This is a genomic window from Neobacillus sp. BF23-41, from assembly GCF_041106275.1.
The window spans coordinates 173,901-199,093 of record NZ_JBGBPR010000001.1; the positions used below are offsets into that span (position 1 = coordinate 173,901).

Consider the following 25,193-nt stretch of genomic DNA (forward strand, 5'->3'; position numbering starts at 1 on the left):
CCTCATTACTTTATGGGTTATTACCACCATGCAGATAAGAAATTTTACTGATGTCATGTTGATTAGGTTCAAGTGTATATTTTGAGTAATTAAAATCTATTTGTAAATACTCAATAATTAACTTTAAAAAAACATTCACATTTGTCATAATATTCACCTCGCAAGGGCTTCTAAATCGTAACATACTTCGTATCCCCTTGCAATAAACTTTACAAAACTTTCACAAAGTTCTGAATTGTTTCTAACGCTCTATTTGCGTGTTCTAAATTTCTCTCCTGTTTTCCTTTAATTCTTACCGGCAGCTCTGGAAATAAACCAAAGTTAGCATTCATTGGCTGAAAATTTTTAGCGTTCGTCGTAGTAATATATCGGGCCATGCTTCCAATCGCGGTCTCTTCTGGAAATTCAAGCGGCTCCATCCCTTGTATTAAACGTGCTGCATTTATACCAGCAACTAAACCGCTAGCAGCAGATTCAACGTATCCTTCAACTCCAGTCATTTGACCAGCAAAAAATAAATCTTCACGTTTACGAAATTGGTAAGTTGCTTTCAGTACCTTGGGAGAATTGATAAATGTATTACGGTGCATCACACCATATCGAATGATTTCCGCATTTTCTAACCCTGGTATTAATTGTAGAACTTCCTTTTGGGCACCCCACTTTAAATGTGTCTGAAAACCGACAATATTAAAAAGTGTGCCAGCGGCATCATCTTGACGGAGTTGTACTACGGCAAATGGACGTTTTCCTGTTTTGGGATCCTCTAAACCAACTGGTTTTAACGGACCGAAAAGCATTGTTTTCTTTCCCCGTGACGCCATCACTTCGATTGGCATGCACCCTTCGAAAAAGACTTCCTTTTCAAATTCTTTTACTGGAACTGTTTCAGCGGATATAAGCGCTTCATAGAAACGGTTAAATTCTTCTTCAGTCATTGGGCAGTTAAGATAGGCTGCTTCCCCTTTATCATAGCGGGATTTTAAATAAACTTTCTCTAGGTCTATGCTTTCCTTTTCAAGTATCGGTGCTGCAGCATCATAAAAATAAAGGTAATCCTCACCGGTTAGCCCTTTGAGCTGCTCTGAAAGGTCTGGACTTGTCAGCGGCCCCGTTGCAATGATTGTTGTTCCCTCTGGAATTTCGGTTACTTCTTCATTAATAACCGTAACATTTTCATGGTTTTTAACCAAATCTGTTACTTTTGCGGCAAATTCATGGCGATCAACAGCTAACGCACCGCCTGCTGGAACAGAACAAGCATCCGCTGCAGCGATAATAACGGAATCGAGCTTTCGCATTTCTTCCTTTAACACCCCTACTGCATTTGTTAGTGTGTTGGCACGTAATGAATTACTACAAACTAATTCTGCAAATTTATCTGTATGGTGTGCAGGTGTTTGCTTCACTGGTCGCATCTCATATAAGCGAACTTTTACTCCACGCTTCGCAATCTGCCATGCGGCTTCACTTCCAGCTAATCCCGCACCGATTACGTTAATTGTGACATCTTTCATTTAGAATCCTCCTAATAGATACCATGGTTTTATGTAAATAAAAGGTAGTGCACGTACCTATCAATACTTTTCCCACTTTTAAGTCCATCTTGCATTGTACTATACGAATGAAAAAGAAAAAAGTTTTATGCAAATAACGAAGAGAGTGGACTATGCCCACTCTCACTTTAACTTTGCGGTTCTTCCTTGTAATCACATTTAACGCATTGAACTTGAACACCTTTTTTTAGCTTCTTTTCAACAAGAAGCCCTTCACATTTCGGGCATTCCCTCGGTAATGGTTTATCCCAAGAGATAAACTCGCATTCAGGGTATTGTGTGCAACCGTAAAAGAGTCGCTTTTTCTTACTTTTACGCTCAATAATCTGTCCTTCTTTACAATTAGGGCAGGTAACACCGATTTCTTTAACAATCGGTTTTGTATTTCGGCAATCTGGGAAATTGCTGCAAGCCATAAATTTTCCGTAGCGACCCATTTTAAAAACCATAGGGTTTCCACAATTCTCACAGTCTTCACCAGCCGGTTCATCTTTGATTTCAACAGACTGCATTTCTTCTTCTGCTTTTTTTAAATGAATTTCAAAATCTTGATAAAACTCACCGATAATATTGACCCAAGGTACTTTTCCATCTTCGATATTATCTAAGCCCTGTTCCATTTTCGCTGTAAATTCGACATCTAGAATATCTGGAAAAAACTCTAAAATCAACTCATCGATAATTTCACCGAGCTCGGTTGGAACAAATCTTTTATTATCGAGTGCCACATAGCCCCGCTTTTGAATCGTGTCAAGGGTTGGTGCGTATGTAGACGGGCGACCAATACCAAGCTCCTCAAGTGTCTTAACAAGTCTTGCCTCCGTATACCTTGGCGGTGGCTGAGTGAAATGCTGCTTTGGCTCGATATCCTTTTTAAACACTTCATCCCCTTCTTTAAGGTCAGGAAGCATTCTGTCTTTTTCATCCACTTGGTCATCTGATCCCTCAACATAAAGCTTTATGAAACCAGGAAACTTAATTTTTGAACCATTTGCTCGGAAAAGGACATTACCATTTTGTAAATCCACGCTCATTGTATCCATGACGGCCTGAGCCATTTGACTAGCTAAAAACCGATCCCAGATTAATTTATATAATCGGTGTTGGTCTCTTGATAAAAATGTCTTTAAACTATTGGGATCCCTTAAAGTACTGGTTGGTCGAATCCCTTCATGTGCATCTTGGGCATTCGATTGCTTTTTCTCTTTTCTTTGTTCATCTTTTAAATAATCTTCACCATATTCTGAGCGGATGTAATTAGCTGCCTCTGTTTGGGCGACTTCAGAAATCCGTGTTGAATCCGTTCTCATATATGTAATGAGACCAACCGTACCCTCTTTGCCAAGCTCAATCCCTTCATAAAGCTGCTGTGCAAGCATCATCGTTTTCTTTGCTCGGAAGTTAAGTTTTCTGGCTGCTTCTTGTTGCAATGATGATGTAATGAAGGGAGGTGCCGGGTTCCTCTTTCTTTCTTTTTTGGTAACAGATACCACTTTGAATTTATTATCATCCATTTGTTTTAAAATGGTTTGGACATCTTGTTCAGATTTCAGTTCAAATTTTCCTTTGTCAGCTAAAGAAAAATATTGGGCACTAAAATGGTCTTTCCCCTTTAAAAATTCTCCATCAATCGTCCAATATTCTTCAGGGACAAAGGCTTTGATTTCCTTTTCCCTATCAATAATTAAATGGACGGCAACAGATTGAACCCGGCCTGCACTTAAACCTTTCTTTACCTTCTTCCAGAGCAACGGGCTGATATTATACCCAACTAGACGATCAAGAATCCTACGAGCCTGCTGAGCATCCACCAAATCCATATTAATTGGCCGAGGATGTTTAAACGACTCTTTTATCGCATCTTTTGTGATTTCATTAAAAACCACCCGGCAATCTGAATTAATATCGACAGATAAACTATGGGCTAAATGCCATGCAATTGCTTCCCCTTCGCGATCAGGGTCAGCTGCCAGATAGATTTTTTTTGCTTTTTTTGCCGCTGTTTTTAAGTCTTTTAAAACAGGACCTTTACCGCGTATTGTAATATATTTTGGTTCATAGCTATTTTCTACATTGACCCCCATTTGGCTCCGTGGCAAATCGCGAATATGTCCCATTGATGCTTTTACTTTATATTTATTCCCTAAATATCGTTCGATCGTTTTCGCTTTTGCTGGCGATTCAACGATTACAAGAAAATCTGCCATTTTAAAATCCTCCTTAAGAGGGAAAGTGTAGAAGCGCCCCGAATCTGGCAAATGCTGTTTCTAAGGTGCTAATCATTTGAGAAGCTTTCCTAAATTCCAGTTTTACCTAATTAGACCGGAGAAAATACTTTACAAAACTGCCCTATCCCAAGTTTTTCTTTATATATTAATATGAATATTATTTATTCCATTTCCAAATATTCTTTTTTTCGAACATCTGTTGGAAAATGTATAACAAATTAGAAAATAATGCAACCTTTTTTAGCTAAATTCTCCGTTTATTCATAAAAACCTTCAAAATTAACGATTTTTAAGCAAAATTTCTTTAGATAAGAGTCTTATCTAATTTCCTCTAAAATATCCTCTGCACCAGTTACAAGTTTAGCACCTTGTTGAATTAATTCATTGGCCCCGATAGAATATGGATTAAAAATGCTTCCAGGCAAGGAAAATACATCTCTTCCTTCATTTACTGCAAAATTCGCCGTGATGAGTGATCCGCTTTTTCGTTTTGCTTCTATAATAAATGTCCCTTTTGACAAACCGCTAATAATTCGATTTCTAGATGGAAAATGCCATCTAAGCGGCTTAGTATCTGGAGGGTATTCCGAAAGAACTAGCTGGTTTTTCATCATTTCTAGAGCTAAACTCGTATTTTCCTTTGGATAGATATGATAGAAACCACCAGCAATCACAGCTATTGTTTTTCCTCCATTTTTTATTGCATATTCATGTGCAAGTGCATCAATTCCCCGTGCTAAGCCGCTAACAATTAGAACACCTTTATCAATTAAACCTGGAAAAATCAACCGAATTGCATTTTTCCCATATTGAGTCGCTTGCCGTGAACCAACAACCGCAAGTTTGGGGTCTGTTTCAAGTAGCGAGAGATCACCCTTGGTAAACAATACCCATGGAGGCTGATATATTTCTTTTAATAATGGTGGATATTCCTTATCTAAAATAGTAATGACTGTAATCTCATTTGTTTTGTATTGACGAATTTGATCACGAATAATGTCAGGATGAAGAGGTGCGCTAGAAGACTTTTCTGAAGGGTTATTGGTGGTAGTGGGTGGAAACAAGCATGTATGCTGAGGGGATTGCTTTTGTAACTGATATAAGTTCTGCAGTGTCGGGTCTTTTTTTAGCATTTGTAAAACGGTGTTCCAGGAGATATTGGGGTAATGCAGCAAGGAAATAAGTTTTTCTTTGAATTCATCCATTTAAATATTTGCCTCCCTATAGATATAAAATTAGAATAAATAGCCCCTCGTTTTTGAGGGACTATCTGAAATTATCTAGTTGCACAATTATTAGTGGGTTTTACACTTTTCGTACAAACCTTGTTCTTTTAATACTTCAATTAATGTGTCACCCATCACAGATGGAGTGTCAGCTACTTTAATACCGCATTCGTTCATAACGCGGATTTTTTCATCTGCAGTACCTTTACCACCTGAAATAATCGCACCTGCGTGTCCCATACGTTTTCCTGGAGGCGCTGTACGTCCACCGATGAAGCCAACAACAGGCTTGGTCATGTTTGCTTTAACCCACTCAGCAGCTTCTTCTTCGGCAGTACCGCCGATTTCACCAATCATAATAACAGCATATGTTTCAGGATCTTCATTAAATGCTTTTAATACATCGATGAAGTTTGTTCCGTTAACAGGATCGCCGCCGATACCAACAGCAGTTGTTTGGCCTAATCCGGCTTGTGTTAATTGGTGAACCGCTTCGTATGTTAATGTTCCAGAGCGTGATACAACACCCACATGGCCTTTTGTATGGATATAACCAGGCATGATGCCGATTTTACACTCATCAGCTGTAATAACACCAGGACAGTTCGGACCGACTAAGCGAGTCTTTTTACCTTCCATATAACGCTTAACTTTAACCATATCCAATACCGGAATATGTTCAGTGATACAGATAGCAAGATCCAATTCTGCATCAACCGCTTCGATAATCGCATCTGCAGCAAATGGTGCCGGTACGTAAATAACGGATGCAGTTGCACCAGTTGCTTCAACAGCATCTTTAACCGTGTTAAAAACAGGCACACCTTCTACTTCCAACCCGCCTTTTCCTGGAGAGGTACCGCCAACAATCTGTGTACCATATTCAAGCATTTGCTTTGTATGAAACAGGGCTGTTGATCCTGTAATCCCTTGAACAATAACCTTTGTATCTTTATTAATAAAAACGCTCACGTTAATTCCCCTTTCTTCGATCCTATTTCACTAATGAAACGATTTTTTGTGCGCCGTCAGCCATGGATTCAGCAGCAATAATGTCTACACTTGACTCTGATAGAATTTTCTTACCTAAGTCAACATTTGTTCCCTCTAAGCGAACAACAAGTGGAACACTAAGTCCAACCTGCTTAGCTGCTTCTACTACACCCTCAGCAATAACATCACACTTCATGATTCCACCAAAGATATTGACGAAAATACCTTTTACGTTTGGATCAGAAAGGATAATTTTGAATGCCTCTGTAACCTTTTCAGCTGTCGCGCCGCCCCCAACATCAAGGAAGTTTGCGGGATCGCCGCCGTAATGTTTAATTATATCCATCGTTGACATGGCAAGTCCTGCGCCATTAACCATACAGCCAATGTTTCCATCTAAAGCAACATAGCTTAAATCATATTTAGATGCTTCAATTTCCTTTGCATCCTCTTCTTCAAGGTCACGGTACTCTAGTACATCTTTCTGACGATATAGGGCATTTGAGTCAAAGTTCAATTTTGCATCAAGTGCCATTACCTTACCGTCACCTGTAACAACGAGCGGGTTGATTTCCGCAATCGAGCAATCTTTCTCGATATAGGCGCTATACAAAGCCGTCATAAATTTTACAGCTTGATTAATTAATTCTTTTGGAATATTAATATTGAACGCAATTCGACGAGCTTGGAATGGCTGTAATCCGACTACTGGATCAATTTCTTCTTTAAAAATTTTCTCTGGAGTCTTTTCAGCAACCTCTTCGATTTCCGTTCCGCCTTCTTCAGATGCCATTAGGACAACACGTGAAGTAGCGCGGTCTAATACTAAACCAACATAATATTCTTTTTTGATGTCACAGCCTTCTTCAATAAGCAGGCGCTTGACTTCTTTTCCTTCAGGACCTGTTTGGTGTGTTACAAGTGTTTTGCCGAGGATTTCGCTTGCATATGTACGAACCTCATCAAGGTTTTTCGCAACTTTAACACCACCGGCTTTCCCCCGTCCGCCAGCATGGATTTGTGCTTTTACCACACAAACCTGTGTGCCTAGTTCTTTTGCTGCTTCCACTGCTTCTTCTACAGTGAATGCTACTTTCCCATTCGGAACTGCTACCCCGTATTTTCTGAGGATCTCTTTCCCTTGATACTCATGGATATTCATTTCCCATCCTCCTATTCAAACTCTTCTAAAAACTGACTCCGTTTTCATTTTATATAATGACAGTTACCTTGTCTACCATTATGCTAAAAAATTATATACACCTTAAAAATATTCAGAATAATCAAATGTTTGTTTTGAATAAATCAAGGGAATCTACACCTTAATTGGTATAATTTGTTTTCTACAATAATAAAAAACAAGCAGTGCCTGTTTTTTATTATCGTGTTTTATAATTAAACAAAATCCTTTACTGGTGCGAAACTTTTTCTGTGATAAGAGGTTATTCCGTGTTTTTGGATGGCTTCGATATGTTCCTTTGTTCCGTAGCCCATGTTCTGTTGAAATCCATAGACTGGATAGGTCTGTGAAATTTCCTTCATCAAATCATCTCTTGCTACTTTCGCTATAATCGAAGCGGCGGCGATAGAGATACTTTTTGAATCACCCTTAATAATAGATTCAGAGGTAAAAGGGGTTTCCAGCTTCATTGCGTCAATTAGCAATAAATCCGGCTTTGGATCTAAGGATGAGATTGCAGCTTTCATTGCTTTTTTTGTAGCTTCATAAATATTAATTTCATCTATTTCCTTGGCATGGATCATTGCAATACTGAAGGCAATCGCTTCTTTTCTAATTATCGAATCGAATTCCAAGCGTTTTTTTTCAGAGAGCTTCTTAGAGTCGTCTATCCCTGCTAAGTAAAAGTCTTCTGGCAAAATGACAGCTGCTGCAACCACCGGACCTGCAAGCGGCCCTCTACCCACTTCATCGATACCGGCAATCTTTTCATATCCTCTTTTGCGCCATTTATGCTCATAGACATTCATTTCAACAAACTTTTCTTTTAGTCGATGATTCTCCTCATATTTCTTACTCCATCTATGTACCAGCTGTTGGACACCCTTCCGCTCATCTTGAAGAATACCCAACAAGAACGGATCAGTTTCTACTGATATATTTTCCAATTGTCGTTCAATTTCTGCGATTGTTAATTGCTTCATCTTATCACCCATTGTAATTGTTATCTTGGCTATTATGTTAACAACAACAAAATAACACCCAATATTCGAGATGAACTTGGGTGTTATTTCATTCCGTTAGGATATAACTAAGTCTTTTAGTTTGAATGTTTGGCTTGTGCCAAAAATTTCTTGTTCAAGTCTTCTTCCTGTCGGAGTCGCAGCAAGACCACCTTCCGCTGTTTCCCTTAAGGCAGATGGCATGGATTGGCCAATTAAGAACATCGCATGAATGACTTCATCGCAGGGGATTCTGCTTGTAATGCCAGCAAGTGCCATATCCGCTGCCGTGATGGCATTGGAAGCACCCATTGCATTTCGTTTCACACAAGGAACTTCAACTAAGCCTGCTACAGGATCACAAACTAATCCAAGCATATTCTTCAATGTGATTGCCATCGCTTCTGCAGCTTGCTTGGGTGACCCACCAGCCAATTCTACAATCGAAGCTGCAGCCATACCACTTGCAGAGCCTACCTCTGCTTGACATCCCCCTGCCGCACCAGAAATAGAGGCATTATTTGCGACTACAAATCCAAAAGCCGCTGAGGTAAATAAAAATTCAATCATTTCTTGTCGGGTTGGATTTAATTTTTCTTTTACTGCAAATAATGTTCCTGGTACGACACCTGCTGAACCAGCTGTTGGCGTTGCACAAATTACGCCCATTGCGGCGTTCACTTCATTGGTCGCCACCGCTTTACTGACGGCATCTAATAAAATGGTTCCCCCCAGCGCCTTGCCACTTTTAATATAGTTTTGGAGCAATACTGCGTCTCCACCGGTAAGGCCTGTATGTGAGTACACACCGTTAAGTCCTCTTTCCACTGCTTGTTCCATAATCGTTAAGTTCTTATCCATTTTAGCAATTATTTCTTCTCTAGAAAGGCCAGAAACTTCTATTTCTTGCTGGATCATAATTTCCGCTATTTTTACTTGATTGCTCTCTGCCAACTGAACAAGTTCTGCTACATTTCTAAACATAATGACACCTCCCGCTGGCTAATTAATGGTCTATTCCACCATACGAATAATTTGCGATACACTTGAAAGTTGATGTAGTTCCTCTATCACTATTTCATCAATTTTCTGATCAACTTCAATAACCATTAAAGCCATTTCTCCTTTTTCTAATCGAGAAACTTCCATATGACCAATATTAATTTGATACTTTGATAAAACACTTGTTACTGCTGAGATAATACCAAATCGATCTTGATGAACAACCAAGATTGCGGGATGTTCACCGGAAAGCTTCAACGGGAAGGAGTTTAACTCTGTTATCTCAATCGTACCCCCGCCAATTGAAATCCCAACTAATTCGAGTTCGTTATCATCATTATATAAATTAATTTTTACGGTATTGGGATGATCCATCACAGCCTCTTCAATACAAAAGATTACCTCTAAACCCATTTGTTTTGCTATTTCCAAGGATTGTGGCATCCGTCCATCAAAAGTATCAAAATCTAACAGCCCTGCCACGATGGCAAAGTCTGTTCCATGTCCCTTATAGGTTTTTGCAAATGAACCGTACAATGAGATGATGGCTTTCTTTGGCAGCTGACCAAATAAGGTTCTTGCTACCCTGCCAATTCGCGCTGCGCCTGCGGTATGAGAGCTAGATGGTCCAATCATGACGGGACCAATAATATCAAATGCAGATCGATATTTCATTTAGAACGCTCCTTTACTTTCACTCAATTTATTTTACAAGATATCCGGCTAGATTGCCTACAATAAATAGTGGTAAATTATTACATAAAAAAGACTCTCCGCCTAGGAGAGCTTAAGCTATAGTTTTTCGTTATTCAACCAAAAAATCAGTCGGTCGTTCAAATGTAATCCGACCAAACTTTTCTGACCTAATTTCCTTGATGACCAATTCTGAAACCTTATCATAATCAACGATACCACCAGCCATAAGGCATCCACGCAGTACTCCTATTTTGTCAAACATCTCTACAACATCCTCAGGAAGGTTATCAAGATTGTACCGTTCTTTTAAACGATCTGGATATGCTCGTTCTAAATACTTAAGAGTATAGACAGTAAGATCCTGAAGATTTAATAACGTATCTTTGATTGCGCCTGTAACAGCAAGTTTTTTGCCGACTTCTTGGTCTTCAAATTTTGGCCATAAAATCCCCGGAGTATCAAGCAGTTCCATTTCCTTCCCCACTTTAATCCATTGTTGGGCCTTTGTTACACCAGGCGTATTTCCTGTTTTAGCGATATTTTTCTTTGCCAATCGATTGATTAACGTCGATTTACCAGCGTTAGGAATTCCAACTATCATTGCTCGGATCGCTCTTGGATTATTGACACCTCTAGCTCTTAAACGGTCAAACTTTTCCTTCAATATTTCCTTTGAAGCGTTGGCAATGTCTCTCATGCCTTCTCCCGCATGAGAATTTATAGCGAGTGCTTTAATACCTTTATTCGCAAAAAACTCAATCCATTCCCTGGTTGCTTCTTTATCCGCCATGTCAGCCTTATTTAATAAGACAAGCCTTGGCTTATGCTGAATGATTTCATCTATCATCGGATTTCTCGAGGAATAGGGAATCCTCGCGTCCACTAATTCAAAAATAATATCTACTAATTTTAACTTTTCCGTGACCTCTCTGCGAGCCTTAGCCATATGGCCTGGAAACCATTGGATCGTCATAGCTGGCCACCTCCCTTAAAAGCGTAAGCGCCTTGACCAGCCCCGACAAGCATAAGACAAACCGGCAGGAAGGTTGCTTTTTAACCTTCATGACGGATTGGCTGTAGACCATCGAGGGGCTAGGCGCTGAAGCTGGATAGTACAATTCTATTTCACTGTTACGATATGTGCATCATTTAAAGGCCAGTAAACGAAACTGGTTTTACCGATAATTTTATCATAGGAAATGGTCCCAATATGCCGACTATCTTTACTGAAGCGGCGATTGTCACCCATAACAAACAATTCACCTTCCGGAACTGTTTTTCGACCTATTTTTTCTTCCAAGGTAAATGGATCTGTTAACGGTCCATCCTCTACTTCTTTTTTATATTTATCCAAATATGGCTCTTTATACGCTTTTCCATTAACATATAATGTATCATCTTTATACTCAATTGTGTCGCCTGGCAATCCAATCACGCGCTTTATGTAATCCTTTTGTTCTGGTGCATGAAAGACAATGATATCAAATCGCTTTGGCTCACCAATATTATAACTAAACTTATTTACAATCATTCGATCCTGATCCTTCAATGTCGGCATCATCGATAAACCATCGACAACGATTGGAGCAAAAAGGAAGTACCGGATAACTGCAGCTAATATGACAGCAATCAAAAGGGCCTTTGTCCATTCCCAGAGTTCATTTTTCTTTTTTGTCATAACAATCCCCGCCATTCTACGTAAAAAAATGTTTTATAAATTTATTTTACATAACTTCAATAATTTTAACACGCTGGGATCATATTTTTAATCAAACTTTAATAATTGTTAAAAAATCAGCATCAATTTATAAACTCATAATTTAATATTACAAGGACATCAAATCAGTAATATAAAAAAAAGAGCCTGCTCCCGAGCAAGCTCTTTTTCTTTTAATATTATCGAATCTCTTTAATTCTTGCTTTTTTACCACGAAGGTTACGTAAGTAGTAAAGCTTAGCACGGCGAACTTTACCGCGACGAAGTACTTCTAGCTTCGCAATTTTTGGTGTGTGTACTGGGAAAGTACGCTCAACGCCTACTCCGTAAGAAATTTTACGAACTGTAAAAGTTTCGCTAATTCCACCACCACGACGCTTAATTACAACACCTTCAAATAACTGAATACGCTCACGAGTACCCTCGACAACTTTAACGTGTACACGTACAGTGTCACCAGGACGGAAAGCAGGAAGATCAGTACGAAGTTGTTCTTTTGTGATTTCTTCAATCAATTTTTGCATCGTTTTCAACTCCTTCCAACAGACGCTCATGCACATCAAACTCTTAATTATATTGCAGCGGAACATCGTTATAAGACCACAATCTGATTCGTATCAGCTCAAGTCACAAGTAGTATCATACCATAATTGCTAAACTCGCGCAATACTACTCGTATTCTTTTTTTACTTCTTTAAGCCATTTTTCCTGTTCATTAGTCAATTCTATTTTCTCAAGTAGGTCTGGACGTCTTAATATTGTTCGCCGTAACGCTTCTTTATTACGCCATTCTTCTATTAATTTATGATTACCTGATAATAGAACTTCTGGAACCTTTAGTCCCCGGAAATCAGCAGGTCTTGTGTAGTGAGGATGCTCAAGCAGTCCTGTGCTAAAAGAGTCCTTCATATGAGATTCTTGATTTCCCAGCACTTCTGGTAAGAGTCGGACTACACTATCAACGATAACCATCGCACCAAGTTCACCGCCAGTTAAGACATAATCACCAATTGAGATTTCATCTGTTACTACATGTTCACGAATTCGTTCGTCATAACCCTCGTAATGCCCACAGATAAAAATCAAATGCTCTTCCTTTGCCAATTCCTCCGCTTTCCGCTGCTCATATCGTTCACCCTGCGGACAAAGAAGAATCACCCGTGGATTCGTACTTTTTGTTTTTTCCTTGAGGGCTGTTACAGCATCAAAAATGGGCTGCGGTTTTAATACCATACCAGCTCCGCCGCCGTAGGGATAATCATCCACAGTTGAATGTTTATTATCAGCAAACTCGCGAAAATTGACGACGTTATAGTTGACCGCAGATTTCTCAGCAGCCTTTTGCAATATCGATTGTCCCAGTACCCCGGTAAACATCTCCGGAAATAGGGTGAGAATATCTATTTGCATCATGAAAGTAAACCTTCGATTGGATCGATTAATATGACTTTTTCTTTCACATCTACTTTCTTGACCACATCATGGATATAAGGGATTAGTATTTCTTTGCCGCCTTTACCTTTAACCACCCAAACGTCATTGGCACCAGGAGATAGAATTTCAGAAACTTTTCCAAGCTCCTCGCCTTTTGTTGTAGCAACAAGGCATCCAATAATCTCATGGTAATAAAATTCATCCTCATTTAATGTACCAAGCTGTGTTTCAGGTACTTTTAGAATTCCATCCCTAAATTTTTCTACTTCATTGATATTGTTATAACCTTCAAATGTTAGTAATTCAAAATTTTTATGGGTTCGGCGGCTTTTAACTGTTAGTTCAATCGGCGAACTAGAATTAGGCATAAACAAATATAATACATTTCCTGCCTTATAGCGTTTCTCAGGGAAGTCAGTCTTTGATATAACTCGGACTTCACCCTTTAGCCCCTGTGTGTTTACAATTTTTCCGACATTAAACCATTTTTCCATATTTTTACACCTCTAGCGAATATCTTCTATTATTCCGTCTTTTATGATAATTGTAGGTTGCCCAATCCGCCCGTTCCATATGTCACCTATCTTAATTTCAACGAGGGCTTGTACTTCCTTTTCCTTTAACTCACTGCCTAATGGCAGAATATGTAATTGTTCGATTTGAAACTCAATAAGCTTTTCTTTTTCCAAACGTTTATTGATTTCTTTTTCAAAATGATTCTTTAACTCTCCAGGGGAATATCCCTTGGTTTTTTCCAAACGCTTCAGCTCAAATTGAAGCTGACTAATCTCCCTTTGGTACTGCAGCTTTTTTGCCTCGTATTGGTCAAATATTTTTTTCTTACTATTTTCCGTTAGAATTTGTTTTACCACAACAGTTTGAATGATTTGCAAAGAGATGCCTCCCTCGTTCATTGAACTTTGAGAACTGTCTAGCTCCAGCGCCCAGCGGCTCCGCTTTTCTTATAGCAAAAAAGGGAGGAAATAATTCCTCCCTTTTATCTAGATGCAAAAAGCTATTCACCAATTTCTAGAAAAATTTTCTTTTGTTGTGATGATCCTGCTGCATAAACAACAGTTCTAATGGCCTTTGCAACGCGCCCTTGCTTACCGATAACTTTTCCCATATCTGTTTTATTAACAAATAACTGATAGGTTACACGGTTGTCGTCTTCCACAACATCCACACGAACGTCTTCTGGAAAATCAACTAGGGGCTTAACAATCGTTTCGACTAATTGTTTCATCGTCGTCCCTGAGTTACTTACTTAATTTTGCATTATGGAATTTTTCCATGATGCCTTGATTAGAGAAAAGGTTACGTACTGTATCAGATGGTTTAGCACCGTCTTGTAACCATTTAAGAGCTAATTCTTCGTTGATGTCAACTTTAGCTGGTTGCGCAACAGGATTGTAAGTTCCTACAACCTCAATGTAACGTCCATCACGTGGTGAACGAGAATCTGCTACTACGATACGATAGAAAGGAGTTTTGTTTGCTCCCATACGTTTTAAACGAATTTTTACTGCCATTTTAAATAAGCACCTCCGAATAGTTTCACACAAGATAGTATAATATCAATTCTTTTATAGTTTGTAAAGTGTTTTTTCTTTACATACAGTATTACCAATTTTCTACAGCTTAAAACGGCTTGAAAGGAAGTTTAAATCCACCTTTTTTCTTACCTTTTGCCTGCATTCCAGTCATTTGTTTCATCATTTTTTTCATATCTTCAAACTGTTTCAACAAACGGTTTACTTCAGTTACAGAACGACCGCTGCCTTTAGCAATTCGGTTTTTTCGTTTAGCGTTCAAGATTTCTGGATTATTTTTTTCAAGAGTCGTCATTGAACGGATGATTGCCTCAACATGAGCAATTTGCTTTTCATCGATTTGAAGATTATTTAACCCTTTAATCTTGTTTGCACCAGGCATCATCTTTAATAGTTCATCAAGCGGCCCTAAATTACGAACCTGACCAAGCTGATCCAAAAAATCCTCAAGCGTAAACGTAGCTGTCCGCATTTTTTGTTCCAACTCTTTAGCCTTTTCTTCATCAACATTGGCTTGTGCCTTCTCAATCAAAGTCAGCACGTCACCCATACCAAGGATTCTAGATGCCATACGTTCAGGGTGAAAAGGTTCAAGTGCATCTAACTTCTCGCCTAGACCGACAAATTTAATTGGTGTTTGCGTTACTGCCCGGATTGAAAGTGCCGCCCCGCCTCTGGTATCACCATCCAGCTTTGTTAACACAACCCCAGTTAATCCGAGCTGTTCGTTAAAGCTTTGGGCCACATTGACTGCGTCTTGACCTGTCATGGCATCAACGACTAGGAAGATTTCATCAGGTTTAGTCAGTTCCTTAATGTCCTTTAACTCACCCATTAATGCTTCATCAACATGAAGTCGGCCGGCGGTATCAATAAGGACATAGTCATGATGCTCTTCTTTTGCTTTCGCAATGGCTTGCCTTGCAATTTCGACAGGGCTTACTTGATCACCAAGTGAGAAAACTGGCATGTCTAATTGCTTTCCTAGCGTTTCAAGTTGCTTGATCGCAGCAGGCCGATAAATATCTGCAGCAACAAGCAATGGCTTACGGTTATACTTTTTGCGAAGCAAGTTGGCAAGCTTTCCGGATGTTGTTGTTTTACCAGCACCCTGTAACCCGACCATCATAATGACCGTTGGCGGACGATTAGACACGGCGATTTTGCTTTGTTCTCCACCCATTAATTCCGTCAATTCTTCATTAACGATTTTAATAATTTGCTGTCCAGGTGTTAAGCTTTTCAGTACTTCCTGCCCAACGGCACGTTCACTGACCTTTTTCACAAAATCTTTAACAACCTTGAAGTTTACGTCCGCTTCTAGTAAAGCTAGACGTACTTCACGCATCATTTCTTTTACATCCGCTTCTGAAACTTTCCCTTTTCCGCGGATTTTTTGAATTGTATTTTGCAGTCGGTCGGCTAATCCTTCAAATGCCATTCATGCCGCCTCCTAATCTAAATTCTCCAACTCGGCAACAGCTTCTAACATTGCCTGCTTTGAAGGGTGATCCTCATTGAGCAATTCTTTTACATTTCTTAAAAGTTTGCTGCGCCCTTGAAATTTCTGAAATAATAGCAGCTTTTCCTCATACTCCTCGAGCATTGCCTCCGTCCGCTTGATATTATCATAAACGGCTTGGCGGCTTATATCATACTCTTCGGCTATTTCTCCTAAAGAGTAATCATCTAGATAATAGAGAGACATATAGCTTTGCTGCTTTGGGGTTAACAACGAATGGTAAAAGTCATAAAGATAGTTCATTCGTGTCGTCTTTTCAAGCATGCAATCCCCTCCAATGCGCATGTTAAGTGAAAAGCCTTTACATAAGTAGTTTACAAGGTCAGAGATTATCTGTCAAGATAATACCTTTACATCCATTAATCTGCTTTTTCCACTTCATCTGCAAATAAACCATACACATATTTTTCCGCATCAAATTCTTGAAGGTCATCCATTTTTTCGCCAAGACCAACAAATTTCACAGGAATTTTTAATTCATTGCGGATGGCAAGGACGATTCCGCCTTTTGCCGTTCCGTCTAATTTTGAAAGAACAATTCCACTAACATTTGTCACTTCTTTAAAGGTTTTTGCCTGGATCAGGGCGTTTTGACCAGTTGTTGCGTCAAGGACTAAAATTACTTCATGAGGGGCCCCGGGAATTTCTTTTTCTATCACACGTTTTACCTTTTCAAGCTCCTTCATTAAATTTACTTTGTTTTGCAAGCGGCCAGCAGTATCACATAACAAAATATCTGTTTTCCGAGATTTAGCTGCCTGTATGGCATCGTACATAACCGCGGCAGGGTCCGACCCTTCCGATTGCTTAATAACATCGACGCCGACTCTTTCTCCCCAGACTTCAAGTTGTTCAATTGCACCAGCACGGAAAGTATCTCCTGCTGCTAATAGTACTTTCTTTCCTTCTTTCTTAAACTTGAACCCAAGCTTACCGATTGTTGTTGTTTTTCCAACCCCATTAACTCCAACAAATAGAATGACTGTCAGCCCGTCCTCTTGAATATTTAATTTTGAGGATTGTTCTTCACCCGCATTGTAGATATCAACCAACTTCTCGGATATTACACTTTGTACTTCCTGTGGGTCTTGGATGTTCCGGCGTTTAACTTCCATTTTCAACTCTTCAATCAGTTTCATCACTGTATCAAAGCCTACATCAGCCTGGATCATGATTTCTTCTAATTCTTCAAAAAAGTCTTCATCTACTTTACGGTACCTAGCAACAAGGTCGTTTACTTTTCCTGAGAAATTATCCCTTGTTTTTGTAAGACCTTCCTTAAACTTCTCTGTCACCGTATCCGTGGATTTTGTGATTTTTTCTTTTAATTTTTTAAAAAAACTCATTTTTTTCACTTCCTAATTTTAAGATTCAACAAGCTCTTTTGTTTCCTCTAAGCGAACAGATACAAGCTTTGAAACACCTGATTCTTGCATAGTTACCCCGTAAAGCACATCTGCTTCCTCCATTGTTCCTTTGCGGTGGGTAATCACAATAAATTGCGTCTCCTTACTATATCGTTTTAAATATTGGCTGAAGCGTTGGACATTGGCTTCATCCAATGCTGCTTCTACCTCATCAAGGATACAGAACGGTACAGGCCGTACCTTTAAAATAGAAAAAAGAAGCGCAATCGCAGTTAATGCACGTTCACCACCTGATAATAAACCTAAATTTTGCAGTTTTTTACCTGGTGGCTGCGCAACAATTTCGACACCTGTATTTAACAAATCACCTGGGACAGTTAGAACGAGGTCGGCTCTCCCACCACCAAAAAGGGTTCTAAATACCGGCTCAAAATGTTCACGAATTCCATTAAAGGTCTGTTCAAAGCGTTTCTTCATTTCTTCATCCATTTCGTCAATAACCATATAAAGGGTTTCTTTAGCTTCCTGGAGATCGTTCTTCTGTTCATTAAGGAACTCATACCGTTCTGAGACACGCTCATACTCTTCAATCGCACCAATGTTGACATTACCAAGTTCTTCAATGGCCAGTTTGATAAGTTTGACCTTTTTTCTCGCTTCTTCAATCGATATCGTTAATGGATATTGTACCTTCGCACCTTCAAACGATAAAAGATATTCTTCTCTTAACCGTGCAAAACGGTTTTCAAGATCGACATCCAAGCGGTTGATTTTTACTTCCTCGTCTTTTAAAACAACAATCATTCCTCGGTGGAGTCTTTTTAGTTCTTTAACTTCCAATTCTAAGTCTTCTAAGGCCGACTTTAAGGACAATCGTTCTTCTCTTCTAACCGTAATTAACTGTAATGCTGCTTCTTTATCCTGTTGTTTTCTAATTGCAGCTGTTTCTAACTGTTCTTCACCTGATGAACTGTTTGTCATTTCCGAACTTAACAGATTAAGATCTTCTGTATAAAGAGCATGCTTTTGTTCACTCTCTTCTAAATCTGCTTGCAGAAGTGTCAACCGTTCTTTTGTGCTCATATACTGTTCATTTTTAGAAGCAAACGCTACTTTTAAATCATTTATTTCAATAGTTAGAGTCTCTTTCGAGGTCAAATCACTCGACTTTTGTTCGGTAAGCTTCGCTATTTGCGCCTCAAGCTTATCTATAGTTGTTTTGTATGTCTCCATTGCAATGGCTAATTCTTTTTTTCTATTTGTTAAGGTTGTTTTCTCATCAGAAAATTGCCCTTTTTCAAGGTCATAAATAGCTAAACGTTCATTGATATTTTTTTCTTCGAGCTCTGCTTGGCGAAGGTCACCCTTCAATGAAAGTTCATTTAATCTCAACTCTTCGCCATCTTTGCGCATTTCTTCAAGTTGTTTTTCTGTACGATGAACGTCTTCTTTTAATGACTTTACAAGTTGTTCTAGATAGGTGGTTTTGTCATCCATCACAACTAACTTCTCTTTTAATTCCTCAAGTTCTCCTTTACGAGTTAATAAGGACGAGTTTTTTTGTTTAATAGCACCACCTGTCATTGAACCGCCAGGATTAACGATATCACCATCAATCGTTACCATTCGGCAGCGGTATTGAAGAATTTTCGCTAATTCATTGGCGCCTTTTAAGTCTTTTGTAATGACAACATTCCCAAGCAGACTACTCATAACCTCCGAGTACTTTTGATCAAATTTAACAAGACTTACGGCTGTTCCAATAAAGGATGAATGATTTTGGATGGAAGCTATTTGCGCGGAAGACAACGGTCTTCCCTTAATGACACTTAACGGTAAGAAGGTTGCACGGCCAAAAGAATTCTGTTTCAAATATTGAATTGCTGTCCGCCCATTTTGTTCATTATCAACGACGATATGCTGCAAAGCCCCGCCAAAAGCTGTTTCTAAGGCAGTTTCATACTGTTTCGGAACAGTCACAAGCTCGGCAACGGCTCCCTCAATTCCCTTTAGGTTTTTCCCACGTGCTTTAAGGATTTCTTTTACTCCCTGAAAAAAGCCTGAATAATCTTCTTCCATTTCTTCGAGCATTTCTTTTCTGGACTTTGCCTGTTGGAGAATTTGGTAAGCCTGATAGAGTGTCTTTTCTTGTTTTTGATAATTATTTCTTGTGGTCTCAAGCTTATGCTGCTTTTCTCGAAAAGCTCCTACTTGATCTTCTATTTTTTGTTGTACTTCGTTTAATGCAGATTGGATAGTTGCTTTTTTATCCTTTGCAATTTGCCGTTCTTCAATAAACTTGTCATTCTCAACATCAAGTCGTGAACTTCTTCTGTCCTGCTGTTCCAGTTGCTGTTCAATGTATTTTATTTCATTTTTTGCGCCCGCTTGATCGTTTAGCCATTCGATATATTCACTTTTTAAACTCTCTATTTTATCTTCAATATTTTCGGTAAATAACTGCAGTTTCGCCTGTTTTCCCTTTAATTGAGCTTGTAATTGGGTAACCTGCTTACCAAGATCCTCGGCAGACATTGAAAGGATGTCGCGATTCATTTTTAGCTGGCTAATCTTTTCCGTTAGTTCCGAAATGTTCGTTTGAAGCTGTTCTTTATTTTGTGAAGCATTTTTCTTTCGTTCCTTTAAGACTTCTTTTCGGCCTTCCAGTTTTTCTAACTCCTCTGTAGCATGAAGAAGAACATTCTGTAGGTCGGTGATAGACTCATCAAATGCTGTCATTTGATCTCTTTTTTCAACTATTTTTGCTTCCTTTACTTGCAATTCAGAAGAGATTTTAAGTTCTTCCTCCTGATGTTCGTTCAACAGCTTGGAAAGGCCCTCCCATTTTTGATGAAGATCTTCAATTTCATACACTGTTAAGGCAACTTCAAATTTTTCAAGTTCCTCTTTCTTCTCGAGAAAATCTTTTGCCATTGAGGCCTGAATTTTTAATGGTTCTACTTGGCTTTCAAGTTCGTGTAAAATATCATTTACACGGTTTAAGTTGTCTTGTGTTTCAAACAGTTTTACTTCTGCTTTTTTCTTTCGATGTTTATACTTTAGTACTCCAGCTGCCTCATCAAATATGGTTCTTCGTTCTTCTGCTTTACTATTTAAGATTTCTTCCACTTTTCCTTGGCTGATAATCGAAAATGCTTCTCTTCCCAGCCCAGAATCCATGAATAAGTCGATAATATCTTTAAGTCGACACTGTTGCTTATTTATCAAGAATTCACTGTCACCTGAACGGGATACTCTCCTTGTGACACTTACTTCGTTATAATCAAGTGACACGCCTTGATCCTGATTATCCAAGGTTAAGGTTACTTCAGCAAAATTTAGGGGTTTTCTGGTATCGCTTCCCCCAAAAATAATATCTTCCATTTTACTGCCTCTAAGCGATTTGGCCGACTGTTCACCCAATACCCAACGAATAGCGTCGGTAATATTACTTTTCCCACTGCCATTTGGACCTACCACAGCCGTTACTCCTGGAACAAAATCAACTCCAATGCGATCAGCGAAGGACTTAAAACCAATAATGTCCAACCGTTTTAAAAACATTTCTTAATCCTCCCTATGCAGGCAAGCTGGACTACTTGCAAACATTTTGTCATTTCTAAGTTGTTTTTTCCCTTAATATGTCGAGAGCCATTTGGGCGGCATGTTGTTCGGCTTCCTTCTTTGATTTTCCCGTACCTACACCTAATTCCTTGCCATTCAACGAAACTTTCGATACAAATTCTTTATTATGGGCAGGCCCAATTTCTTGAAGAACGCGATATTCAATAGCGCCTGTCCCATCCCGTTGAATGAGTTCCTGTAACTGGCTTTTATAATCCATCACATGAGAAAAAGCACCGGCATTAATTTTAGGAAAAACTATTTTCTCGAGAAATTTAATGACTGTTTCAATTCCTTGGTCTAAATAAAGAGCTCCAATGAACGCCTCAAAAACATCTGCTAGTAAGGCGGGACGCTCTCTTCCGCCTGTCATCTCTTCCCCTTTACCCAACAAAACTAATTTTCCGAAGTTCAGTTCGTTGGCAAATGATACAAGAGATGGCTCGCAAACAATTGCAGCCCGAAGTTTCGTTAATTCTCCCTCTGTCATCGTAGGATATTTTTTGTATAGGAATTGTGAAACAGTTAACTCAAGAACGGCATCTCCTAAAAACTCAAGCCTCTCATTATCTTCAAAAGGCTTTCTTCGATGCTCATTCACATAAGATGAATGAGTAAAAGCTTGTTTTAATAATTTCTCGTTTTCAATCGTTATACCAATCGTATTTTGAAAACCCTTAAATAGATTTTCTTTTGCGCGATTATTTAAATCTTTTTCATTATTATTTCTGCGCATATAAAACGTCTCCACCTTGCATTAAATAATTTACACACCACTCAAGTATAAGTTTAAAAAAAGTATTTAGCAAAACGCAAAGAAACTTGGCATCACAGTTGGAAGCCAAGTTCTATTTTACAGAATAAAGCTCCGTTTGAAAACGGAGCTTTTGTGAATAAATCCAACGATTACTTTGTGCTTTGTATGTAATTAACAGCGTCACCAACTGTGCTAATTTTTTCAGCATCATCGTCAGAAATTTCCATATCGAACTCATCTTCTAATTCCATAACTAGTTCAACTACGTCAAGGGAATCAGCTCCAAGATCATCTTTGAATGAAGCTTCAAGTTTAACTTGAGATTCATCCACGCCTAAGCGGTCAACGATGATTTTTGTTACACGTTCTAATACCTCTGCCATGCCTATTCACCTCCCCTCAAGCTATTATAGAGTATTTCAACAAAATAATACACTAAGTTTTTATTTAAATTGCTTTGAACTTTTATTACTGTCTAGCTCCAGCGCCCAACTTCTAGTGGACTTCGCTCTCCGCCCTACGATAAGTCAACATCGAATCTTGTGCAGCTCCGTGTTTCCTTTATCTCAGTTGGAGCGATCCAGTCCATACGCCGCGCAAAGGAAGCGTGCTTTTCTGATTACATTACCATGCCGCCATCAATATGAAGCGTCTGCCCTGTCATATATGCAGAATCATCAGAAGCAAGGAATGCGGTGATTTTGGCGATGTCTTTAGGCTCTCCTAATCTTGCTAAAGGAATCAGTTTTAACATTTCTGTTTTTACATCTTCAGATAATTTATCGGTCATATCCGTTGTGATGAAGCCAGGTGCAATGGCATTTACGGTAATATTGCGAGATGCCAGCTCTTTAGCCGTTGTTTTTGTTAAACCAATGACCCCAGCTTTTGCCGCCACGTAGTTTGCCTGTCCTGGATTCCCACTTACACCAACAATCGATGCAATATTAATGATGCGTCCTACCCGTTGCTTCATCATTTGTCTTGTTACTGCTTTTGTACACAGGAAGACACCTTTAAGATTGATATTAATAACGTCGTCCCATTCTTCTTCTTTCATTCTCATTAATAAATTATCTCTGGTAATACCCGCATTATTGACGAGAATGTCAAGTTTCCCAAAGCGGTCTATCGTTCCCTTAACCATTTCTGCGACTTCTCCTGAGTTTGAAACATCACATTTTACAGCGAACGCCTCTCTCCCAAGTGCCTTTATTTCATCAACAACCTCATTTGCTTTGGCTTCACTGCCGGAAAAATTAACCGCCACATTTGCTCCTTGTCGTGCAAGTTCAAGTGCGATTTCTCTGCCAATTCCTCTTGATGCACCTGTTACAAGGGCTGCTTTTCCTTCAAGATTCATAGTCTTTCCTCCTTTAACGCATCTATTACAGCTTGTGCGCTTTCCTCGTCCGATACAGAATACGTTGACACTGTTTTATCAATTTTTTTGATTAAGCCTGATAGAACTTTCCCAGAACCCACTTCAATGAATGTATCGACACCCAAATCAATCATTTTTCGAACGGAGTCTTCCCATTGTACCGGGGAATAAAGTTGTTCAATTAACTTATCCTTAATTACTGAGGCAGAACTGATTGGTTCAGCAGAAACGTTTACCACGATTGGGATCCTAGCATCCCTCATTTCAATTTCGTCCAATACTTCACGCAATTGAACTGCTGCTGGCTTCATTAACACGGAATGAAAAGGACCGCTTACATCTAATGGAAGCACTCTTTTTGCCCCTGCTTCTTTCGCTTTCACGGCTGCAAGTTCTACCCCTTTTTTCGAACCTGAAATTACAATCTGACCTGGGCAGTTTAAATTTGCTAAAGACACAGGAAAACCAGCATCACTGATTTCTGACGTCACATTTGATAGCGGAGCGCGATCAAGACCCAGCACAGCCGCCATCGATCCTTCCCCATTAGGTACAGCACTTTCCATAAACTCGCCTCGTTTTCTAACAGCATACACCCCTTCTTCGAAAGTTAAGGTGCCCGCTGCAACAAGGGCCGTATATTCACCTAAACTGTGACCAGCAACAAAATCAGCTTTAATCCCAGATTTTTGGAAATATTCCAATATAGCAATACTTGTTGTTAAAAGGGCTGGCTGTGTATTATAGGTAATTGTCAATTCTTCTTTTGGCCCCTCAAATATAAGTTTACTCAGTTGAGTGTTTAGCTTTTCATCTGCTCTCTTAAAATAATCCATTACCTCGGAGTGTTTCTCTGCTAACTCTTTCCCCATTCCTACGGCTTGTGACCCTTGCCCTGGAAACACAAATGCTATTTTCTTCATTTCAATACTCCTTTACCGTTCTACTTTGGCAATACTCGCTTCTTCTGTTGAAATTTTAATTAATCCAACAACATCGTTACTTACCATTTCCCTCGTTTGCCGGATGGCGCTAAAAATAGCTTGCCCATTCGAAGATCCGTGAGCCTTAATTACAGGTGCATTTAAACCAAACAGTGCAGCACCGCCATATTCGGAATAATCCATTGTATTCTTTAAAGTTTTAAGATTCGGTTTTAACACAGCGGCAGCTAGTTTACTTGTAAAACTGCTCATTAAAGCCGTTTTTAACATTTTAAACATGGTGAGTGCCGTTCCTTCAATCGACTTTAGCACCATGTTACCCGTAAATCCATCGGTAACAACTACATCAGCTGCACCATCAAGTAAATCCCTTGCTTCCACATTACCAATAAAATTGATATTAGCCGTTTTTAATAGTTCAAAAGCCTGCTTGGTAAGTTCATTCCCTTTCTTTTCCTCTGTGCCAATATTTAACAGACCCACTCTTGGTTGTGCAATTCCTCTTACTTTTGCACTATAAATGGAACCCATCAATGCATATTGCAATAGATGCTCTGGTTTGGCCTCTGCATTGGCCCCGACATCTAGTAAAAGGAAGCCTTCACCGCCAATGGTCGGAAGCGTTGGTGCTAAGGCCGGGCGGTGAATCCCAGTTACCCTGCCAACCACAAAAAGGCCTGCCGCAACTAAGGCACCTGTATTTCCTGCAGAGATACACGCATCTGCCAATCCATCTGCTACCTGCTGGGCCGCTAGCACCATGGAAGCATTCTTTTTGCGACGAACTGCTTTTACAGGCTCGTCTGTTCCGAGAATCACTTCGGTTGTATGTATAACAGAAATCCGTTCATGATCAGTTAACGTTTCTTTAATTTTATTTTCATCCCCGACAAGGGTAATATGTATATCAGAAAATGCTTGTACAGCTTTTAGTGCGCCTAAAACGATTTCCTTTGGAGCATTGTCGCCGCCCATTGCATCAATTGCTAGGTTCATTTTTTTCCTCATC

General features: G+C 39.3%; 25 protein-coding genes. All 25 read right to left on the bottom strand.

Annotated features, from left to right (window positions below):
- Positions 1-209: 209 nt before the first annotated feature.
- The 25 genes from trmFO to plsX all read right to left on the bottom strand — a co-directional run bounded on the left by trmFO (position 210) and on the right by plsX (position 25,180).
- Positions 210-1,517: an FADH(2)-oxidizing methylenetetrahydrofolate--tRNA-(uracil(54)-C(5))-methyltransferase TrmFO gene (gene trmFO / locus AB7942_RS00730; RefSeq protein ID WP_369445449.1), complete on the bottom strand. Its 1,308-nt coding sequence runs from the start codon at positions 1,515-1,517 to the stop codon at positions 210-212.
- A 167-nt stretch (positions 1,518-1,684) separates the two neighbouring features.
- Positions 1,685-3,763 carry a type I DNA topoisomerase gene (gene topA, locus AB7942_RS00735; RefSeq protein WP_098933011.1) on the bottom strand — a complete coding sequence of 693 codons (2,079 nt, stop codon included), beginning with the start codon at positions 3,761-3,763 and terminating at the stop codon, positions 1,685-1,687.
- A 338-nt stretch (positions 3,764-4,101) separates the two neighbouring features.
- Positions 4,102-4,989, bottom strand: a complete 888-nt coding sequence (gene dprA / locus AB7942_RS00740; protein ID WP_369445450.1) for a DNA-processing protein DprA — start codon at positions 4,987-4,989, stop codon at positions 4,102-4,104.
- A 90-nt stretch (positions 4,990-5,079) separates the two neighbouring features.
- Positions 5,080-5,982: a succinate--CoA ligase subunit alpha gene (gene sucD, locus AB7942_RS00745; protein WP_088086372.1), complete on the bottom strand. Its 903-nt coding sequence runs from the start codon at positions 5,980-5,982 to the stop codon at positions 5,080-5,082.
- A gap of 22 nt (positions 5,983-6,004) precedes the next feature.
- A complete protein-coding gene (gene sucC / locus AB7942_RS00750; RefSeq protein WP_088086371.1) occupies positions 6,005-7,165 on the bottom strand; it encodes an ADP-forming succinate--CoA ligase subunit beta in 1,161 nt (386 codons plus the stop codon).
- Positions 7,166-7,398: 233 nt separating this feature from the next.
- Complete coding sequence (locus tag AB7942_RS00755; protein WP_369445451.1) at positions 7,399-8,166, bottom strand: ribonuclease HII; 768 nt, start codon at positions 8,164-8,166, stop codon at positions 7,399-7,401.
- A gap of 96 nt (positions 8,167-8,262) precedes the next feature.
- The gene (gene sdaAA, locus AB7942_RS00760; RefSeq protein WP_369445452.1) at positions 8,263-9,168 is read right to left on the bottom strand and encodes an L-serine ammonia-lyase, iron-sulfur-dependent, subunit alpha; all 906 of its coding nucleotides are present in this window, start codon (positions 9,166-9,168) and stop codon (positions 8,263-8,265) included.
- A gap of 30 nt (positions 9,169-9,198) precedes the next feature.
- The gene (gene sdaAB / locus AB7942_RS00765; protein WP_335438590.1) at positions 9,199-9,861 is read right to left on the bottom strand and encodes an L-serine ammonia-lyase, iron-sulfur-dependent subunit beta; all 663 of its coding nucleotides are present in this window, start codon (positions 9,859-9,861) and stop codon (positions 9,199-9,201) included.
- Positions 9,862-9,991: 130 nt separating this feature from the next.
- Complete coding sequence (gene ylqF, locus AB7942_RS00770; protein WP_369445453.1) at positions 9,992-10,855, bottom strand: ribosome biogenesis GTPase YlqF; 864 nt, start codon at positions 10,853-10,855, stop codon at positions 9,992-9,994.
- 147 nt (positions 10,856-11,002) lie between these two features.
- Positions 11,003-11,560: a signal peptidase I gene (gene lepB / locus AB7942_RS00775; protein WP_088086366.1), complete on the bottom strand. Its 558-nt coding sequence runs from the start codon at positions 11,558-11,560 to the stop codon at positions 11,003-11,005.
- Positions 11,561-11,778: 218 nt separating this feature from the next.
- Entirely contained in the window at positions 11,779-12,123 is a 345-nt protein-coding gene (gene rplS, locus AB7942_RS00780; protein WP_026566443.1) for a 50S ribosomal protein L19, read from the bottom strand.
- A gap of 145 nt (positions 12,124-12,268) precedes the next feature.
- The gene (gene trmD, locus AB7942_RS00785; protein ID WP_369445454.1) at positions 12,269-13,012 is read right to left on the bottom strand and encodes a tRNA (guanosine(37)-N1)-methyltransferase TrmD; all 744 of its coding nucleotides are present in this window, start codon (positions 13,010-13,012) and stop codon (positions 12,269-12,271) included.
- Positions 13,009-13,527 carry a ribosome maturation factor RimM gene (rimM, locus tag AB7942_RS00790; RefSeq protein ID WP_088086364.1) on the bottom strand — a complete coding sequence of 173 codons (519 nt, stop codon included), beginning with the start codon at positions 13,525-13,527 and terminating at the stop codon, positions 13,009-13,011. The genes trmD and rimM overlap by 4 nt, the downstream gene beginning before the upstream one ends.
- 12 nt (positions 13,528-13,539) lie before the next feature.
- Positions 13,540-13,926, bottom strand: coding sequence for a YlqD family protein (locus AB7942_RS00795; RefSeq protein WP_369445455.1), 387 nt, complete (start codon positions 13,924-13,926; stop codon positions 13,540-13,542).
- Positions 13,927-14,048: 122 nt separating this feature from the next.
- Positions 14,049-14,279 (bottom strand): KH domain-containing protein, encoded by a 231-nt coding sequence (locus AB7942_RS00800; protein WP_088086362.1) that lies wholly within the window; start codon positions 14,277-14,279, stop codon positions 14,049-14,051.
- Between the two features lie 13 nt (positions 14,280-14,292).
- Positions 14,293-14,565 carry a 30S ribosomal protein S16 gene (gene rpsP, locus AB7942_RS00805; protein ID WP_088086361.1) on the bottom strand — a complete coding sequence of 91 codons (273 nt, stop codon included), beginning with the start codon at positions 14,563-14,565 and terminating at the stop codon, positions 14,293-14,295.
- 109 nt (positions 14,566-14,674) lie between these two features.
- Positions 14,675-16,027, bottom strand: coding sequence for a signal recognition particle protein (gene ffh / locus AB7942_RS00810; protein WP_088086360.1), 1,353 nt, complete (start codon positions 16,025-16,027; stop codon positions 14,675-14,677).
- A gap of 12 nt (positions 16,028-16,039) precedes the next feature.
- Positions 16,040-16,372 (bottom strand): putative DNA-binding protein, encoded by a 333-nt coding sequence (locus AB7942_RS00815; RefSeq protein WP_369445456.1) that lies wholly within the window; start codon positions 16,370-16,372, stop codon positions 16,040-16,042.
- 95 nt (positions 16,373-16,467) lie between these two features.
- On the bottom strand, positions 16,468-17,454 hold the full coding sequence (gene ftsY, locus AB7942_RS00820) for a signal recognition particle-docking protein FtsY (RefSeq protein ID WP_098933016.1): 987 nt from the start codon (positions 17,452-17,454) through the stop codon (positions 16,468-16,470).
- 18 nt (positions 17,455-17,472) lie between these two features.
- A complete protein-coding gene (gene smc, locus AB7942_RS00825; RefSeq protein WP_369445457.1) occupies positions 17,473-21,039 on the bottom strand; it encodes a chromosome segregation protein SMC in 3,567 nt (1,188 codons plus the stop codon).
- Positions 21,040-21,094: 55 nt separating this feature from the next.
- A complete protein-coding gene (rnc, locus tag AB7942_RS00830) occupies positions 21,095-21,835 on the bottom strand; it encodes a ribonuclease III (RefSeq protein ID WP_088086356.1) in 741 nt (246 codons plus the stop codon).
- A 170-nt stretch (positions 21,836-22,005) separates the two neighbouring features.
- Entirely contained in the window at positions 22,006-22,239 is a 234-nt protein-coding gene (gene acpP, locus AB7942_RS00835; protein WP_026566432.1) for an acyl carrier protein, read from the bottom strand.
- Positions 22,240-22,475: 236 nt separating this feature from the next.
- On the bottom strand, positions 22,476-23,219 hold the full coding sequence (gene fabG / locus AB7942_RS00840) for a 3-oxoacyl-[acyl-carrier-protein] reductase (protein ID WP_369445458.1): 744 nt from the start codon (positions 23,217-23,219) through the stop codon (positions 22,476-22,478).
- Positions 23,216-24,163, bottom strand: coding sequence for an ACP S-malonyltransferase (gene fabD, locus AB7942_RS00845; RefSeq protein ID WP_369445459.1), 948 nt, complete (start codon positions 24,161-24,163; stop codon positions 23,216-23,218). Before fabD ends, fabG begins: the two co-directional genes overlap by 4 nt.
- A 12-nt stretch (positions 24,164-24,175) precedes the next feature.
- Positions 24,176-25,180, bottom strand: coding sequence for a phosphate acyltransferase PlsX (gene plsX / locus AB7942_RS00850; RefSeq protein ID WP_369445460.1), 1,005 nt, complete (start codon positions 25,178-25,180; stop codon positions 24,176-24,178).
- Positions 25,181-25,193: the final 13 nt, after the last annotated feature.

Coding starts and splice junctions, on each gene's coding strand:
- trmFO (WP_369445449.1), bottom strand. CDS start 1,517: ATGAAAGATGTCACAATTAACGTAATCGGTGCGGGATTAGCTGGAAGT.
- topA (WP_098933011.1), bottom strand. CDS start 3,763: ATGGCAGATTTTCTTGTAATCGTTGAATCGCCAGCAAAAGCGAAAACG.
- dprA (WP_369445450.1), bottom strand. CDS start 4,989: ATGGATGAATTCAAAGAAAAACTTATTTCCTTGCTGCATTACCCCAAT.
- sucC (WP_088086371.1), bottom strand. CDS start 7,165: ATGAATATCCATGAGTATCAAGGGAAAGAGATCCTCAGAAAATACGGG.
- AB7942_RS00755 (WP_369445451.1), bottom strand. CDS start 8,166: ATGAAGCAATTAACAATCGCAGAAATTGAACGACAATTGGAAAATATA.
- sdaAA (WP_369445452.1), bottom strand. CDS start 9,168: ATGTTTAGAAATGTAGCAGAACTTGTTCAGTTGGCAGAGAGCAATCAA.
- sdaAB (WP_335438590.1), bottom strand. CDS start 9,861: ATGAAATATCGATCTGCATTTGATATTATTGGTCCCGTCATGATTGGA.
- ylqF (WP_369445453.1), bottom strand. CDS start 10,855: ATGACGATCCAATGGTTTCCAGGCCATATGGCTAAGGCTCGCAGAGAG.
- lepB (WP_088086366.1), bottom strand. CDS start 11,560: ATGACAAAAAAGAAAAATGAACTCTGGGAATGGACAAAGGCCCTTTTG.
- rplS (WP_026566443.1), bottom strand. CDS start 12,123: ATGCAAAAATTGATTGAAGAAATCACAAAAGAACAACTTCGTACTGAT.
- trmD (WP_369445454.1), bottom strand. CDS start 13,012: ATGATGCAAATAGATATTCTCACCCTATTTCCGGAGATGTTTACCGGG.
- rimM (WP_088086364.1), bottom strand. CDS start 13,527: ATGGAAAAATGGTTTAATGTCGGAAAAATTGTAAACACACAGGGGCTA.
- AB7942_RS00800 (WP_088086362.1), bottom strand. CDS start 14,279: ATGAAACAATTAGTCGAAACGATTGTTAAGCCCCTAGTTGATTTTCCA.
- rpsP (WP_088086361.1), bottom strand. CDS start 14,565: ATGGCAGTAAAAATTCGTTTAAAACGTATGGGAGCAAACAAAACTCCT.
- ffh (WP_088086360.1), bottom strand. CDS start 16,027: ATGGCATTTGAAGGATTAGCCGACCGACTGCAAAATACAATTCAAAAA.
- AB7942_RS00815 (WP_369445456.1), bottom strand. CDS start 16,372: ATGCTTGAAAAGACGACACGAATGAACTATCTTTATGACTTTTACCAT.
- ftsY (WP_098933016.1), bottom strand. CDS start 17,454: ATGAGTTTTTTTAAAAAATTAAAAGAAAAAATCACAAAATCCACGGAT.
- smc (WP_369445457.1), bottom strand. CDS start 21,039: ATGTTTTTAAAACGGTTGGACATTATTGGTTTTAAGTCCTTCGCTGAT.
- rnc (WP_088086356.1), bottom strand. CDS start 21,835: ATGCGCAGAAATAATAATGAAAAAGATTTAAATAATCGCGCAAAAGAA.
- acpP (WP_026566432.1), bottom strand. CDS start 22,239: ATGGCAGAGGTATTAGAACGTGTAACAAAAATCATCGTTGACCGCTTA.
- fabG (WP_369445458.1), bottom strand. CDS start 23,219: ATGAATCTTGAAGGAAAAGCAGCCCTTGTAACAGGTGCATCAAGAGGA.
- fabD (WP_369445459.1), bottom strand. CDS start 24,163: ATGAAGAAAATAGCATTTGTGTTTCCAGGGCAAGGGTCACAAGCCGTA.
- plsX (WP_369445460.1), bottom strand. CDS start 25,180: ATGAACCTAGCAATTGATGCAATGGGCGGCGACAATGCTCCAAAGGAA.